Here is a 14,367-nt window from a genome sequence, read left to right on the forward strand (position 1 = left end):
ACGCGGCCGACATGCGGATCGGCCACGCGCCCCCAGGGGGCGATGCACGAGTGTCCCGGCCGGCGCCAACGCTTGCCTAACCCCGCGTCCGGGCCCCGTTAGCGGGTGCCGCCCGCCCGCACGCTGAGCGAGCGTACGGACACGGAGGGTGGACGGTACGGTCGCGAGCGGTCACCCTGGGTGAGTTGAGCGGGGAGATCACCTCACCGGAAGGTGGCGGCACATGACCGACGACGGCGAGCGGGCCGGGGGCGGCGCGGGGAGTACGGGTGCGGGGGCGGGTTCGGGCGCGCCTACGGGTTCGGGTTCGGGCGAGCCCGTGCCGTCCGACAGCCTGAAGACGTTCGGGGCGTTCGTACAGGGCCTGCGCGAACACGCGGGCCTCACCCGCGAGGCCTTCGCGAAGCTGGTCCGCTTCTCCAAACACACGGTGGAATCGGTGGAGTTGGGCCGCCGCATGCCGGACGAGGAGTTCGTGGAACGAGCGGAGGCTGCGCTTGGCAATACGGGTGCGCTCCGGCGGGCGTATGAGCATGTGACCCGGCAGCCGGGACTTGCGGCGTGGTTTCGGGAGTGGGCGCGCCTGGAACGCCTCGCGGTCGGCCTGGACACCTACGAGTGCCGGTTGGTGCCGGGCTTGTTGCAGTCGGAGGCCTACGCGCGGGTTGCCTTCGGTAACGCGCTTCCCCCCTTGACCGACGGGGAGTTGGAGGGAAGGTGGCGGCACGGCTCCAACGTCAGGTCCTCCTGCGGGACCGTCCGCACACGTCGTACCACTTCATCGTCGAGGAGCACGTCTTCCGGCGCGGACTCGGTGGACCGGAGGTCACAAGGGGCCTCCTGAGCCATGTATTGGCCCTCACAGAGCCGCGCAACGTGGTGTTCCAGATCATGCCCTTGGAAACGCTCGGGCATGCGTGCCTTGGAGGGGCCGTGCAGCTGGTTGAGTTGCCCGATGGGCGGCGGCGCGCTTACTCCGAAGGGCAAAAGACCGGCCGGTTGATCTCGGACGGGAAAGAGGTGGCCCTGCTGTACCGGGTGTATGCCACACTGCGCTCGCAGGCTCTCAACCCCGCTGACTCACGAAGCCTGCTGGAGCGAATCCGAGGAGCCATATGAGCGCCGAACTCGCCTGGTTCAAGTCCAGTTACAGCAGCCCGGACGGCGACAGTTGCGTCGAAGTAGCCCTGGACTGGCAGAAGTCCAGCTACAGCAGCGCCCAGGGCGACAACTGCGTAGAGGTGGCCCTCGGCTGGCGCAAGTCCAGCCACAGCGGCACCGAGGGCGACAGCTGCGTAGAGGTGGCCGTCTGCCCGGCCGCCGTGCACGTACGGGACTCCAAGGACCGGCACGGCCCCACCCTCGCCCTCTCCAGCGAAGCGTGGACCGCGTTCGTCGCGGAGCACCGGGGCTGAGGTCCGGCAGAGTCGAACAGGACACGGCCGGGTCACCCTTCGTGGTGACCTGATCGGAAAGTGGCGGTCGCTGTGGGTGGGCGGGCCGAAGAATCGCGCGCATGGAAGAAGCCGAGACAGCCGTTGAAGCCGTCGAGCGGGAGTGGCCCCGGCCGCCGCAGGACGGCTACACCGTGGAGGACCTGTTCACGCTGCCCCAACTCCCTTCCCGTACCGAGTTGATCGACGCGAGCCTGGTCTTCGCGAGCCCGCAGAGCGTGTTCCACGCCGACGTCGTCGACCTCTTGCTCGACGGCGTCCGGCGTGACCGGCCCGCCGCGTTCAAGGGCACCCGGAACATGACCGTCGTCCTTGACGACCGCAACGGCCTCGCACCCGACGTCAGCGTGGTGCGTGCCGAGGCGATCACCGGGCCCGACCAGATGAGCTTCCGCCCGCAGGACGTACTTTTGGCCGTCGAAGTCGTCTCTCCGGATTCGGAGTCCCGGGACCGCACGACCAAGCCGCAGAAATACGCCGCCGCCGGGATCCCCAACTTCTGGCGGGTCGAGCGCGGCGGCGACGGCGGCGAGCCGGTGGTCCACGTGTACGAGCTGGACCCGCTCACCATGGCGTACGTGCACGTGGGCATGCAGCGCGACCGGCTCAAGGTCGACAAGCCGTACGCCATCGACATCGACCTCGGCGGCGTTCGCGAGCTCTGACCTCAGGCCGGCAGGACCGTCGCTCCCGGGGCCGGGGATGACGCCACCCTTGCCGTCCGGCACGTGCCGGAGGTGGTCAGGGCGGACGCGACCGCGCGGGCCGCGTCGGCGTCGGCGCACAGGAACGCGGTGGTCGGGCCCGAGCCCGAGACGAGCGCGGCCAGGGCGCCCGCAGCCGTGCCCGCCGCGAGGGTGTCCGCGAGGGAGGGGCGCAGGGACAGGGCGGCGGCCTGGAGGTCGTTGGTGAGGGCGCCGGCGAGGGCCTTCGCGTCACCGGTTCGGAGTGCTTCGAGCAGCGCGGGTGAGGCCTCGGGGACGGTGGCGTCCGGGGTGAGCCGGTCGAACTCGCGGTAGACGGCCGGGGTGGAAAGGCCGCCGTCGGCCACGGCGAAGACCCAGTGGAAGGTGCCGCCGACTTCCAGGGGGGCCAGGCGCTCACCGCGTCCGGTGCCGAGCGCGGCGCCCCCGACGAGACTGAAGGGGACGTCGCTGCCCAACTCGGCGCAGATGTCGAGGAGTTCGGCCCGGGTAGCGTTCGTACCCCACAGCGAGTCGCAGGCGAGGAGCGCGCCCGCGCCGTCCGCGCTGCCGCCGGCCATGCCACCCGCGACGGGGATGTCCTTGTCGATGTGGATGTGCACATCGGGTGTGACACCGTGCCGCGCGGCGAGGAGCTCGGCGGCGCGGGCGGCGAGGTTGGTCCGGTCGAGGGGGACCTGGGCGGAGTCCGGGCCCGCGCAGGTGACGCGGAGGGTGTCGGCGGGGGTCACGGTGACGGTGTCGTAGAGCCCGACCGCGAGGAAGACGTTGGCGAGATCGTGAAACCCGTCGGCCCGGACGGGACCCACACCGAGCTGGGCGTTGACCTTGGCGGGGACACGGACGGTGACGGTGCGGGGGGCGGTGGGGGTGCCGGGGTTCACGGGGCGGGCTCCTTCGGGTGCGGGCGGGCCCATTTTCCCCCACCCCGGCCCTCGCCGAGACCCAACGGAGGTTGCATACCCCCTGAGCGCAGCCCGCCCCCGCAGGGTCGCCGCCTGAGGGGGGCCCTCGGGTTACCCCGGGTGGTTTTCGGCGATGGCGGCGAATTCTTCCACCGTCAGTGCCTCGCCCCGGGCCTGGGGGGAGACCCCGGCCGCCACCAGTGCCGCCTCCGCCGCCGCGGGGGAGCCGGCCCAGCCCGACAGCGCCGCCCGCAGGGTCTTGCGGCGTTGGGCGAACGCCGCGTCCACCACCGCGAACACCTCGGACTTCGTGGCGGTCGTCGCCACCGGGGCCGCGCGGCGCACCAACGACACCAGGCCCGAGTCCACGTTCGGCGCGGGCCAGAACACGTTGCGTCCGATCGACCCGGCGCGCTTGACGTCCGCGTACCAGTTGGCCTTGACCGAGGGCACCCCGTACACCTTGTTGCCCGGCTTCGCCGCGAGGCGGTCGGCGACCTCCGCCTGGACCATGACCAGGGTGCGCTCGATGCTCGGGAAGCGGTCCAGCATGTGGAGGAGTACGGGGACGGCCACGTTGTAGGGGAGGTTCGCGACGAGCGCCGTGGGGGGCGGGCCCGGGAGCTCCTGGACTTGCATCGCGTCGGAGTGGACCAGGGAGAAGCGGTCGGCCCGCGCGGGCATGCGCGCCGCGATCGTCGCGGGCAGCGCGGCCGCGAGCACGTCGTCGATCTCGACCGCCACGACCCGCTCGGCCGCCTCCAGGAGCGCCAGGGTCAGCGAGCCGAGACCCGGCCCCACCTCCACCGCCACGTCGTCGGGGCGGACCTCGGCGGTCCGCACGATCCGGCGGACCGTGTTGGCGTCGATGACGAAGTTCTGGCCGCGCTGCTTGGTGGGGCGTACGCCAAGCGCTGCGGCCAGTTCACGGACGTCGGCGGGGGTAAGGAGTGCGTCGGGCTCAGTGGTGCTCACCGATACAGCCTACGGCCGCAGTGCGGCCACGGGCTCGACCCCCGCTTCACGAACAGCTTCTTCGCCCGGTACGTCTGCTCGCCGGCCGGCGCCTGCTCCGCCCGCCCGGTGCCGCCGAGCGCGTGCCAGGTGCTCGGGTCGAACTGGTAGAGCCCCCCGTAGGTGCCCGACGGATCGAGCGCGCCCGGGCGGCCGCCGGACTCGCAGTGGGCCAGCGCGCTCCAGTTGAGGTGGTCGGCGCCGCCCACCGACGGCGGCGGCACCTTGGTACCGATCTTGACCTGCTGGGTGACGGGCGCGCGGACGACCTCCTCCGCGATCTTCTTCGGCCTCTGCTTGACCCCGTTGACGGTCCGCAGCGCGTACGTGACCCGGCGCGCGCCGGGCCTGCCCTGCCGGGACACCACGTGGGTGCCCGCGAAGAGCGTCGCGTCCTTGGTCTTCTCGACCCGGAACGGGATGGCCTCCTCGCGTACCTCCCTGGTGCCGCTGATCCGCATCACGGTGACGGTCTGCCCGTCGCGCGGGAAGGAGGCCGGGGGCACCGAGGTGGTGTCCTGGCCCTGGAGCGAGATCCCGGCCTGCTCCAGGGCGTCGGCGACGGTGGCCGCGTTGGTGCGCAGGGTGCGTGCGCGGCCGTCCGCGAGGAAGGTCACCGAGCGTTCGGTGCGTACGTCGAGGGCGAGGCCCGCGCGGCCGATCTCCGAGGAGCGCGACGCCGACAGGTAGGCGCCCTCGGCCCGCACGCCGAGCTGGCGCAGGGCGCCGTCCACGGTGCGGGCGGTCGTCCACACCTGGCGGCGCTGTCCGTCCAGGGTGAGCTGGACGGGGCGGCCGTAGCGCACCACGACCTCGTCGCCCCCGGTGAGTTCGGCGCCGGGTCCTGGCGCCACGATGTCGTGCGCGCCGACCGGCACGTGCTCGTCGGCGAGCAGTTCCTCGACGCTGCCCGCGAAGGTGTGCATGGTGCGCGGGGCGCCGTCGACGGTGAGCCTGACCGCCTTGTCGCTGGCCAGGAACGCCGAGGTGCCGCCCGCGAGGAAGGCCACGACCAGGGCCTGCGGGAGCAGGCGGCGCAGGGCCTCGGGGGGGCCGGCGGATCTGCGGCGCCGGGCGGCCCGGCGCGCCCCGGCCCGCCCGCCCCCGCTTGGGCGGCCCTGGTCTTGGCCCTGGTCCTGGTCTTGGACCTGGACCTGGCCCTGGACCTGGTCTTGGACCTGGCCCTGGCCCTGGCGCGAAACCTCGGGCCCGGGAGCCCTGGATCCGTCGCCTCCGGATCTGTCGCCTCCGGATTCGTCCGCGTCGGGTGCGGTCACTCCGGACCCGTCCACTGCGGGTGCGGTCACTGCGGATCCGGGCGCCATGGATCCGGGTGCCGTGAACCCCGGCACCCCCGGTGCGCCGTCCACCCCGGGCCCTGGCATCCCAGTCGCGCCCGCCCCTGAACCCGGCGCCCCGACCGCGCCCGACCCGGCCCCGTCCAGCCCGAACGCGTCCCACCCGGACCCGCCCCAACCCGACCCGCCCCATCCCGAGCCGCGCGGCTCGGGGACCGGGGCGGTCAGGGTCTCGTGGTCGGCGTACGCGGAGGTGTGGGGCGGCGGTGCCGTGACGGTCGCGGCGCGATGGCCGCCGCGTGCGGCGCGGTGACTGCCCTGCGAATTGCTCACGACGCTCCAGGGTCCGGTCCGATGGTGCGGGCCGGGACACTAGCGGAGCGGCGGTCACTCTCCAAAGCGGATCGACTACGGGGTGTCGTCACCTTTCCCTGTATGCCGCCTCAAAGCGGCCGGATTTCGTTATCCCTCAGTAATCAAACGCACGCGCGGTGTTGTCCGCGATCGCCGCGGCCAGCACATCTTCACCGACACCCTTCACGGCCGCCATGGCGCGCACTGTGACCGGAATGAGATACGGCGCATTGGGCCGACCGCGGTAGGGCGCCGGCGTGAGGAACGGCGCGTCCGTCTCCACGAGAACGAGTTCCTGCGGCGCGACCGCGAGAGCGTCCCGCAGCGGTTGCGCGTTTTTGAAGGTCACGTTTCCCGCGAAGGACATGAAGTACCCGGCTTTCGCGCAGAGTTGAGCCATTTCCGCGTCGCCGGAATAACAGTGGAAGACGGTTCGTTCGGGAGCGCCTTCCTCGCGCAGAACGCGCAGCACGTCCGCGTGCGCCTCACGGTCGTGAATGACGAGCGTCCGGTTTCGCCGCTTGGCGATCTCGATGTGGGCCCGGAAGGACCGCTCCTGGGCGTCCTTGCCCTCCGGCCCGGTGCGGAAGTAGTCGAGGCCGGTCTCGCCGACGGCCTTGACCCAGGGCAGCGCCGCGAGCCGGTCGATCTCGGTCAGGGCCTCGTCCAGGGCGCCCTCGCCGCCGGGGCCGCGCGCGTCCTGGCGCGACCAGCCATCAGGGTCACCATGGACGATGCGGGGCGCCTCGTTGGGGTGCAGGGCGACGGACGCGTGGACGGCGTCGTACGCCTCGGCGGTCTCGGCCGCCCAGCGCGAACCCTTGAGGTCGCAGCCCACCTGGACCACGGTGGTGACGCCCACGGCCGCCGCCTTGCGCAGGGCCTGTTCGACCGTGCCGTCCTGCATGTCGAGGTGGGTGTGGGAATCGGCCACCTCGACGCCCAGGGGCTCGGGCAGCGGGGGCGGGGCATCCTTGGCGGCACTCATACGGCCGATCCTACGAAAGGCGCGCGCGCCTTCGCGCGCGCGCCGCCCGCTCACCCCCGGTGGAGCCCTCGGAACACTGGCGGCTCAGTGCGGCTCACTTGCGGTGGAAGGGGTGGAGCAGGTCCGACAGGTGCCAGTGGTGCTCCGGCTTCACGGCGGCGTGGGCCCCGTCCTGGGCCGGCGCCTCCCCGTCCGGGTGGGCGGCGTTCCCGCCACGGGGGGCGGACGGCTGTCCCGGCGCGGGCGCGCGGTGCTGGATCATCCCCTGCTGCGCGGACGACACCCGTCCGGCGCGCATGATGCGCACCACGTGTCCGCCGCAGTTGAGGCAGGTGGGGGCGGACAGCGGGGAAGGCACCCGGTCGCCGTCGGCCTTGTACACGACGAATGCCTGGCCCGAGGCGTCTACGTGGTGCTCTATCTCGTACGCCTGTTCCCAGCCGTGTCCACACCTCATGCACGCGAAGGCATACGCCTCGTGTGCCGTGGTCTCAGCGATCTCACTCATGTGCCGGCTCCTCTTGTCCGCTGGACAAGCTCTTGCGAGCGCTCTTGCGAGCGGGGGCGAAAGGTCCCCGATCCAGGAGACGCCTTTCGCTGCCAAAACGCATCAGGTGCTGTCGAGAGTTGGTGCGGTCTTGGCCTTTCCTAGGCCTGCGTGCATTTGTTCACCCTGGTGCGCGGCCTGCGTTTTACTTTTTACGATAGTCCTTTACCGTCCACGGGGCTCTGACGTGCCGCGTTCTTTGCCGCCACCACCGCGTCGAAGACCTCGCGCTTGGGTAGACCGGTCTCGGTGGCGACGGCCGCGATGGCCTCCTTGCGCCGCTCCCCCGCCTCTTCACGCACCTGTACGCGCCGCACGAGCTCGGCCGCGTCCAGATCGGCAGGCCCGGTCTCGGGCGCGCCCTCGACGACGACGGTGATCTCGCCGCGCACCCCCTCCGCGGCCCACGCCGCCAGGTCCTTCAGGGGCCCGCGCTTGACCTCCTCGTACGTCTTGGTCAGCTCCCGGCACACCGCCGCGCGCCGCTCGGCGCCGAACACCTCGGCCATCGCCGCCAGGGTGTCGTCCAGGCGGTGCGGGGCCTCGAAGTAGACCAGGGTGCGCCGCTCGCCCTCCACCTCGCGCAGGCGGCCAAGGCGCTCGCCCGCCTTGCGCGGCAGGAAGCCCTCGAAGCAGAAGCGGTCCACGGGGAGCCCGGAGAGGGCGAGCGCGGTCAGCACCGCCGAGGGGCCGGGCACCGCGGTGACCTTGATGTCCTTCTCCACACAGGCCGCGACCAGGCGGTATCCGGGGTCGGAGACCGAGGGCATGCCCGCATCCGTCACGAGCAGCACCCGGGCGCCGCCCTCAAGGGCCTCGACCAGTTCGGGCGTGCGCGCCGACTCGTTGCCCTCGAAGTAGGACACGACCCGGCCCTGGGTGTGCACGCCGAGCGCCTGGGTGAGCCGGCGCAGCCGCCGGGTGTCCTCGGCGGCGACGACGTCGGCCCGCTCCAGTTCGGCGGCGAGCCGGGGCGGGGCGTCCGCGGTGTCGCCGATGGGGGTGCCTGCGAGTACGAGTGTTCCGGTCACACCGACCATCCTCGCAGCCCCGCGGCGCCGCGTCGGCCGGGCCCGCGCTGCCCCGCCGCCGGGCCGGGCCACGGGACTCCCATAGGCGCGTTCCCTACGATGGCGCCGTGACCAGTACTGCGCCACCGACCCTGCCGGGCCACCAAGCCGGAGAAGATCCGCCCTCCTGGCAGCACCGCATGCGCCGGTTCGGCCATGTCGTGCGGCCAAGAACCGGACTGCGCGAGCGTTTGGTGCCGCCGTACACCGGGCCGTCCAGGCAGCTGTGGCGGGTGCTCGGCATCCCGCCGCTGTGGGCGGCGCGCCTGGTGCGCTGGTCGGCGTGGGCGGGGCCGCTCCTGGTGACGCTGGTCGCGGGGATCATGCGGTTCTGGCACCTGGGCTCCCCGCACGCGGTGATATTCGACGAGACGTACTACGCCAAGGACGCCTGGGCGCTCATCAACCACGGCTACGAGGGCGACTGGCCCAAGGACATCGACAAGTCGATTCTGGCCAACCCGGGTCTCATTCCGGTGCCGACCGCGCCCGGCTATGTGGTGCACCCGCCGGTCGGCAAGTACGTGATCGGCATCGGCGAGAAGATGTTCGGCTTCACGCCGTTCGGCTGGCGCTTCATGGTCGCGGTGCTCGGCACCCTTTCGGTGCTGCTCATCTGCCGCATCGGGCGGCGTCTGTTCCGCTCCACGTTCCTCGGCTGCCTGGCGGGGACGCTGCTCGCGGTGGACGGGCTGCACTTCGTGATGAGCCGCACCGCGCTGCTCGACACCGTCCTGATGTTCTTCGTCGTGGCCGCCTTCGGCTGCCTGCTGGTCGACCGCGACCGTACGAGAGCCAGGCTCGCGGCCGCGCTGCCCGAGGACGAGGACGGGCGGCTGCGCCCGGACGCGGAGATCGCGGCGCGCCTGCGCTTCGGGTGGCGGCCGTGGCGGATCGCGGCCGGACTCATGCTGGGCCTGGCCTGCGCCACCAAGTGGAACGGCCTCTACATCCTGGTCTTCTTCTGTGTCATGGCGGTCCTGTGGGACGCGGGCGCGCGGCGCACGGCGGGCGCGGTCAGCCCCTACCGCGCGGTCCTGCGCCGGGACGCGCTCTGGGCGTTCCTGTCCACCGTGCCGGTCGCCGTCGTCACGTACATGGTCACGTGGGCGGGCTGGTTCCTCACCGACAAGGGATACGGACGGCACTGGGCGGACGGCCGCGCGGGCCTGTCCCCCGACCACATCAAGCTGCCCGTCATCGGCACGGTCAGCCACCTGCCGCAGTTCGACATGAGCTGGGTGCCGGCCTCGCTGCGCAGTTTCTGGCACTACGAGACCGAGGTGTACAGCTTCCACGTCGGCCTCACCGAGGGCCACACCTACCAGTCCAACCCGTGGAGCTGGATGGTCGACGGCCGGCCCGTCTCGTACTACTACGAGAGCCCGAGCCCCGGCACCGGCGGCTGCCCCTCCGGCGCGGGCGCCAAGTGCGCCTCCGAAGTCCTGGCGCTGGGCACCCCGCTCCTGTGGTGGGCCGGCTGCTTCGCGCTCCTGTACGTCCTGTGGCGCTGGATCTTCCGGCGCGACTGGCGGGCCGGCGCGATCGCGTGCGGCATCGGCGCGGGATATCTGCCCTGGTTCCTCTACCAGGAGCGGACGATCTTCTACTTCTACGCGGTCGTGTTCGTGCCGTTCCTGTGTCTGGCGGTGGCGATGATGATCGGGGCGATGATCGGGCCACCGCAAGGGGCGCGCGGCGGGGCCGTTCCGGCCGAGCCGGGGCTCGGCGCCGGAGAGCGGCGCCGTGCCGTGGGGGCGATCGGCGCGGGGGTCCTCGTACTCCTGATCATCTGGAACTTCATCTACTTCTGGCCGATCTACACCGGTACCCCCATCCCCCTCGACGCCTGGCGCGGCCGGATGTGGCTGGACAGCTGGGTGTGAGGCGTATCGCGTTCCGGTAACCGTTCGGACAACTGCGAGCTCGGCTGTCACCCCTGTCCCGTAGAGTCACCCGCAAGTAACCCCTTGAACACGTTCAGGGGGTTCGGGGGTCTCCTGGGGAGGGGAACTGCGGGATGCGCAGTGGAGCGAAGGTCGCCATCGCGGGCGGAGTGTTCGTAGTGGTCGCCGGAGGCGTGGCGTACGGGGGGTACACGCTGGTGAGTGACGACGGGGGGAGCTCGCCCGCCAAGAACCGTACGCAGGGGGCGCCGGCCCGCACCGGGCCGCTCGGCGCGGACGAGATCAAGCAGACGTCCGCCGCCTTCCTCCAGGCGTGGGCCAAGGGCGACGCGGCCGCTGCCGCCGCCCTGACCAACAACCAGGCCGTCGCCGCGACCGCGCTGGGCGGATACCGCGACGACGCCCACATCGCCGACGTGACCATCACCGCGGGCGCGCCCACCGGAGCCGTCGTGCCGTACACGGTGAAGGCCCAGGTCTCCTTCGAGGGAAAGACGGCTCCGCTGTCCTACTCCTCCCAACTGACCGTCGTACGCGGCCAGTCCACGTTCAAGCCGCTGGTCGACTGGCAGCCCGCCGTCCTGCACCCGCAGCTGAAGACGGGCGAGCGCCTGGTGACGGGCGGGGCGCAGAACCCCGAGATCGAGGCCGTCGACTACAAGGACCGCCCGCTGACCAAGGAGAAGTACCCCTCGCTCGGCGCGATCCTGGACGGGCTGCGCGAGAAGTACGGCGCGAAGGTGAACGGCACGGCGGGCGTCGAGCTCCAGATCCAGGGCAACGGCACCCCGGCGCGCACGCTGATCACGCTCCAGAAGGGCTCCCCCGGCAAGCTGAGGACGACGCTGGACGCGGACGTGCAGGCCGCGGCCGAGACGGCGGTCAAGCGCTTCGGCGAGTCGTCGGTGGTCGCCGTGAAGCCCAGCACCGGTGAGATACGGGCGGTCGCGGACAACCGCTCCGACAAGTTCCCCGCGTCATTGCAGGCCGCCATCGCGCCCGGCTCCACCATGAAGATCATCACGGCCACGATGATCATGAACAACGGTCTGGGCGGGGCCAACGAGAAGGCCGAGTGCCCCTCGACCGTGCAGTGGAAGGGGTACACCTTCCACAATCTGAACGACTTCTCGCTCACGGACGCCACGCTCACCCGGGCCTTCGCCAGATCCTGCAACACCGCGTTCATCAAGCCGGTGAAGCCGCTCGACGACAAGGGCATCGCCGACACCGCCCTCGGGCAGACCGCCCGTGACTACTTCGGGCTCGGGCAGAACAATTGGAAGATCGGCGGGGTGTCGTCCTTCGACGGCAATGTGCCGCCGTCGTCCGGCGTGGAGACGGCCGCCTCCTACATCGGACAGGGCAAGGTCCAGATGAGCCCGCTCGACATGGCCTCGGTGGCCGCCACCGTGGTCAACGGCGGCTTCCACCAGCCGATCCTGGTGCCCAAGGACCTGGACAACCGCCCGATCGCCACCGCCAAGCCGCTGCCGGGCCCGATCGCCGACCAGCTCCAGCAGATGATGCGCGCGGCCACCGTCGGCGAGGGCACGGCCGTCCAGGCCATGGCCCAGGTCCCCGGCCCCAAGGGCGCCAAGACGGGATCGGCGGAGGTGGACCAGCAGGGCAAGGCCAACAGCTGGTTCACGGGATACGGCAACGGGCTCGCCGCCGCGGGCCTCGTGCAGTCCGGCGGCCACGGCGGGGACGCGGCGGGCCCCATCGTCGCGCAGGTACTCAAGGCGGGCTGACGTCGGCCGGCGCCCGCCCCCGGATCTGTTGGCGCGTACACGCACTACTAGCGTGCGGGCCATGAACGTTGTGGAAAAGCTCGCCGGCCGGGGCGGGCGGCGCCCGTGACCGTGACCGTCACGTGCGCCGTGCTGCTCGCCGCCGTCACACACGCCGGGTGGAACGCGCTGGCCCACCATCTCAAGGACCAGCTGCTCTCCTTCACCCTGATCGGGGGCGGCGGCGCCCTGATCGGCCTGCTCGCGCTGCCGTTCGTGCCGCTTCCCGCCGCCGGCGCCTGGCCGTACCTGGTGGTGTCGGCGGCGCTGCACGTCGTCTACATGCTGCTGCTCATGCGGTCGTTCACGCTGGGCGACTTCGGCCAGATGTATCCCATCGCGCGCGGCACCGCGCCGCTGGTGGTGACCGTGCTCGCCGCCCTGTTCGTGCACGAGACGCCGAACGCCTGGCAGGCGGCTGGCGTGGCCGTCTCGTGCGCCGGTCTCGTCGGGGTGGCGCTGTGGGGCCTGCGCGGCTCGCGGCCGCACTGGGCCGCCATCCTCGCGGCCCTCGCCACCGGGCTCGCCATCGCCGGATACACCGTCGTCGACGGCGTCGGGGTGCGTGCGTCGGGATCGTCCTTCGGCTACATCGCCTGCCTGATGCTCCTTCAGGGGCTCGTGATCCCCGCCTGCGCGCGGTACACGCGCGGACCCGCGCTCGCCGCCCAGCTGCGCCCGTTCGCCGCACGCGGCCTGCTCGGCGCGGCGCTGTCCGTCTGCGCCTACGCCCTCGTGCTGTGGGCGCAGACCAGAGCGCCGCTCGCGCCGGTCGCCGCGCTGCGCGAATCCTCGATCATCGTGGGCGCGGCGATCGGCGCGGTCTTCTTCAAGGAACGCTTCGGCGCGCCCCGGATCGCCGCGGCGGGCCTGCTCGTGGTGGGCATCGGCCTGATGCTGCGGGCGGGTTGACACCCGGCCGCCCACCACTAGGTTGCGCCTCGACGAAGGGGGCGCCATGACCGGCATACCGCACGTCCTGATCATCGGCGGCGGCCTCGGGGGGCTGTGTCTGGCCCAGGGGCTGCGCAAGGCGGGTCTGGGCTTCGCGGTGTACGAACGCGACGACGTGCGGGGCTTGGAGCAGGACCGCTTCCAGGACCAGCGCGTGCGCATCGGGCCGCAGGGCGCGCGGGCCCTGTACGAGTGCCTGCCGCCCGAGGCGTGGGAGGAGTTCACCGCGTGCGCCGAGGGCGGGGGCCGGTCCGCGTTCGTGACCGAGCAGCTGCGGGAACTGCTCGTCCTGCCCCAGCCGACCGCCGGCACAACACCCCAGCACACCCACCACCGCGCGAGCGGCAGCGCCCTGCACCGGCTCCTGATGTCGGGGCTCGACGGTCATCTGGTGCACGGGGGCCGGGAGTTCACCGGGTACGAGCGGACCGGCGACGGCCGGATCGGCGCGCACTTCGCCGACGGCGCCACCGCCCACGGCGACCTGCTGGTGGGCGCGGACGGCGCCGACTCCCGGGTACGGCGCCAGTTGCTGCCGCACGCGGTGCGCGCCGACACCCATGTGCTCGCGGTGAGCGGGAGGCTCGATCTCGCCGGGGCGCGGACCGATGAGCTGCCGGAGATCCTGGTCACCGCCTCGACGTCCGTCCTCACCCCGCGCTCGGACGCGATGTTCTGCGCGGCCGGGCTCACCTCGGCGGCCGGGCGGCGCGGCCGCGCGGGCGCGGACCCCGGGCCTGCGGACGGTCCGCTGCTCGCCCGCCCCGGCCACCACGTGCTGTGGACGTACGTCGCGCGGACCGCCACCTACCCCAGGGACGTGGGCCACTTCGACGGCAAGGCGCTGCGGGCCGAGGTGGCCGGGCGGATCGAGAGCTGGCACCCGGACCTGGTGCGTCTGGTCGCGGAGGCGGACCCGGAGAGCGTCGTGGCGGTACGGATGCTCGGCATGCGGCCGGTCGAGCCGTGGCCGCCCGGTCCTGTGACGCTGCTCGGCGACGCCATCCACGGCATGCCCGCGCTCGGCGGCACCGGCGCCACCACCGCCCTGCGCGACGCCCGCCTCCTGAGCGGCCTGCTGGCCCGGCGCCGCGACCCGGTGCAGGCGATCGGGGCGTACGAGTCGGAGATGCGCTCCTACGGCTTCGACGCGGTCGCCAGATCGCTGCGCGCCACCCGCTCGGCGACCTCCGAGAGCCGCCTGGCGCGGACGCTGCTGCGCGGCGCGCTGCGGACGGCTGCGCACAGCGGGTGGGTACGGGCGGCGGTGTTCCGGGACTTCGGCGAGTAGCGGCGCCAACTCCGTTGCCGTCGGTTCGGGTTGAGGCGCCCGTCAACTGCCGTTACGCGCCTTACGATCCCTGCGCGTCTTACGATCC

Annotated in this window: 12 protein-coding genes and 2 pseudogenes; 8 read left to right on the forward strand and 6 right to left on the reverse strand. The window is 72.2% G+C overall.

Annotated elements, in window-relative coordinates; all coding sequences use genetic code 11:
- Positions 1-223 precede the first annotated feature (223 nt).
- From ABR738_RS17080 to ABR738_RS17095, 4 genes and pseudogenes are all read left to right on the forward strand, one after another.
- Positions 224-466, forward strand: a pseudogene (locus ABR738_RS17080) (helix-turn-helix domain-containing protein); the annotation flags it as partial.
- Positions 458-1,119, forward strand: a pseudogene (locus ABR738_RS17085) (DUF5753 domain-containing protein). The pseudogenes ABR738_RS17080 and ABR738_RS17085, both read left to right, overlap by 9 nt.
- The gene (locus ABR738_RS17090; protein WP_350230839.1) at positions 1,116-1,415 is read left to right on the forward strand and encodes a DUF397 domain-containing protein; all 300 of its coding nucleotides are present in this window, start codon (positions 1,116-1,118) and stop codon (positions 1,413-1,415) included. Before ABR738_RS17085 ends, ABR738_RS17090 begins: the two are co-directional and overlap by 4 nt.
- Before the next feature lie 101 nt (positions 1,416-1,516).
- On the forward strand, positions 1,517-2,119 hold the full coding sequence (locus tag ABR738_RS17095) for a Uma2 family endonuclease (protein ID WP_350230840.1): 603 nt from the start codon (positions 1,517-1,519) through the stop codon (positions 2,117-2,119).
- Positions 2,120-2,121: 2 nt separating this feature from the next.
- On the opposite strand, the gene ABR738_RS17100 is transcribed toward ABR738_RS17095, so the two are convergent.
- The 6 genes from ABR738_RS17100 to rsmI all read right to left on the reverse strand — a co-directional run bounded on the left by ABR738_RS17100 (position 2,122) and on the right by rsmI (position 8,304).
- Positions 2,122-3,075, reverse strand: a complete 954-nt coding sequence (locus tag ABR738_RS17100) for a 4-(cytidine 5'-diphospho)-2-C-methyl-D-erythritol kinase (protein WP_502964101.1) — start codon at positions 3,073-3,075, stop codon at positions 2,122-2,124.
- A 99-nt stretch (positions 3,076-3,174) separates the two neighbouring features.
- Entirely contained in the window at positions 3,175-4,038 is an 864-nt protein-coding gene (gene rsmA, locus ABR738_RS17105) for a 16S rRNA (adenine(1518)-N(6)/adenine(1519)-N(6))-dimethyltransferase RsmA (RefSeq protein WP_350230842.1), read from the reverse strand.
- Positions 4,035-5,384 (reverse strand): resuscitation-promoting factor, encoded by a 1,350-nt coding sequence (locus ABR738_RS17110; protein WP_350230843.1) that lies wholly within the window; start codon positions 5,382-5,384, stop codon positions 4,035-4,037. Before ABR738_RS17110 ends, rsmA begins: the two co-directional genes overlap by 4 nt.
- Positions 5,385-5,844: 460 nt before the next feature.
- Complete coding sequence (locus tag ABR738_RS17115; protein ID WP_350230844.1) at positions 5,845-6,717, reverse strand: TatD family hydrolase; 873 nt, start codon at positions 6,715-6,717, stop codon at positions 5,845-5,847.
- A 94-nt stretch (positions 6,718-6,811) separates the two neighbouring features.
- The gene (locus ABR738_RS17120; RefSeq protein ID WP_350230845.1) at positions 6,812-7,225 is read right to left on the reverse strand and encodes a hypothetical protein; all 414 of its coding nucleotides are present in this window, start codon (positions 7,223-7,225) and stop codon (positions 6,812-6,814) included.
- A gap of 191 nt (positions 7,226-7,416) precedes the next feature.
- The gene (gene rsmI / locus ABR738_RS17125; RefSeq protein WP_350230846.1) at positions 7,417-8,304 is read right to left on the reverse strand and encodes a 16S rRNA (cytidine(1402)-2'-O)-methyltransferase; all 888 of its coding nucleotides are present in this window, start codon (positions 8,302-8,304) and stop codon (positions 7,417-7,419) included.
- A 98-nt stretch (positions 8,305-8,402) separates the two neighbouring features.
- Here rsmI and ABR738_RS17130 point away from each other — a divergent pair, with 98 nt between their 5' ends.
- The 4 genes from ABR738_RS17130 to ABR738_RS17145 all read left to right on the forward strand — a co-directional run bounded on the left by ABR738_RS17130 (position 8,403) and on the right by ABR738_RS17145 (position 14,279).
- Positions 8,403-10,220 (forward strand): dolichyl-phosphate-mannose--protein mannosyltransferase, encoded by a 1,818-nt coding sequence (locus tag ABR738_RS17130; RefSeq protein ID WP_350230847.1) that lies wholly within the window; start codon positions 8,403-8,405, stop codon positions 10,218-10,220.
- Between the two features lie 134 nt (positions 10,221-10,354).
- Positions 10,355-11,995: a penicillin-binding transpeptidase domain-containing protein gene (locus ABR738_RS17135; protein WP_350230848.1), complete on the forward strand. Its 1,641-nt coding sequence runs from the start codon at positions 10,355-10,357 to the stop codon at positions 11,993-11,995.
- A 105-nt stretch (positions 11,996-12,100) separates the two neighbouring features.
- A complete protein-coding gene (locus tag ABR738_RS17140) occupies positions 12,101-12,946 on the forward strand; it encodes an EamA family transporter (protein WP_350230849.1) in 846 nt (281 codons plus the stop codon).
- Between the two features lie 46 nt (positions 12,947-12,992).
- A complete protein-coding gene (locus ABR738_RS17145; protein WP_350230850.1) occupies positions 12,993-14,279 on the forward strand; it encodes an FAD-dependent oxidoreductase in 1,287 nt (428 codons plus the stop codon).
- Positions 14,280-14,367 lie beyond the last annotated feature (88 nt).

The sequence above is a fragment of the Streptomyces sp. Edi4 genome (genome assembly GCF_040253615.1).
Classification (GTDB): Bacteria; Actinomycetota; Actinomycetes; order Streptomycetales; family Streptomycetaceae; genus Streptomyces.

Coding starts and splice junctions, on each gene's coding strand:
- ABR738_RS17120 (WP_350230845.1), bottom strand. CDS start 7,225: ATGAGTGAGATCGCTGAGACCACGGCACACGAGGCGTATGCCTTCGCG.
- ABR738_RS17115 (WP_350230844.1), bottom strand. CDS start 6,717: ATGAGTGCCGCCAAGGATGCCCCGCCCCCGCTGCCCGAGCCCCTGGGC.
- ABR738_RS17090 (WP_350230839.1), top strand. CDS start 1,116: ATGAGCGCCGAACTCGCCTGGTTCAAGTCCAGTTACAGCAGCCCGGAC.
- ABR738_RS17095 (WP_350230840.1), top strand. CDS start 1,517: ATGGAAGAAGCCGAGACAGCCGTTGAAGCCGTCGAGCGGGAGTGGCCC.
- rsmI (WP_350230846.1), bottom strand. CDS start 8,304: ATGGTCGGTGTGACCGGAACACTCGTACTCGCAGGCACCCCCATCGGC.
- ABR738_RS17100 (WP_502964101.1), bottom strand. CDS start 3,075: ATGGGCCCGCCCGCACCCGAAGGAGCCCGCCCCGTGAACCCCGGCACC.
- ABR738_RS17135 (WP_350230848.1), top strand. CDS start 10,355: ATGCGCAGTGGAGCGAAGGTCGCCATCGCGGGCGGAGTGTTCGTAGTG.
- ABR738_RS17145 (WP_350230850.1), top strand. CDS start 12,993: ATGACCGGCATACCGCACGTCCTGATCATCGGCGGCGGCCTCGGGGGG.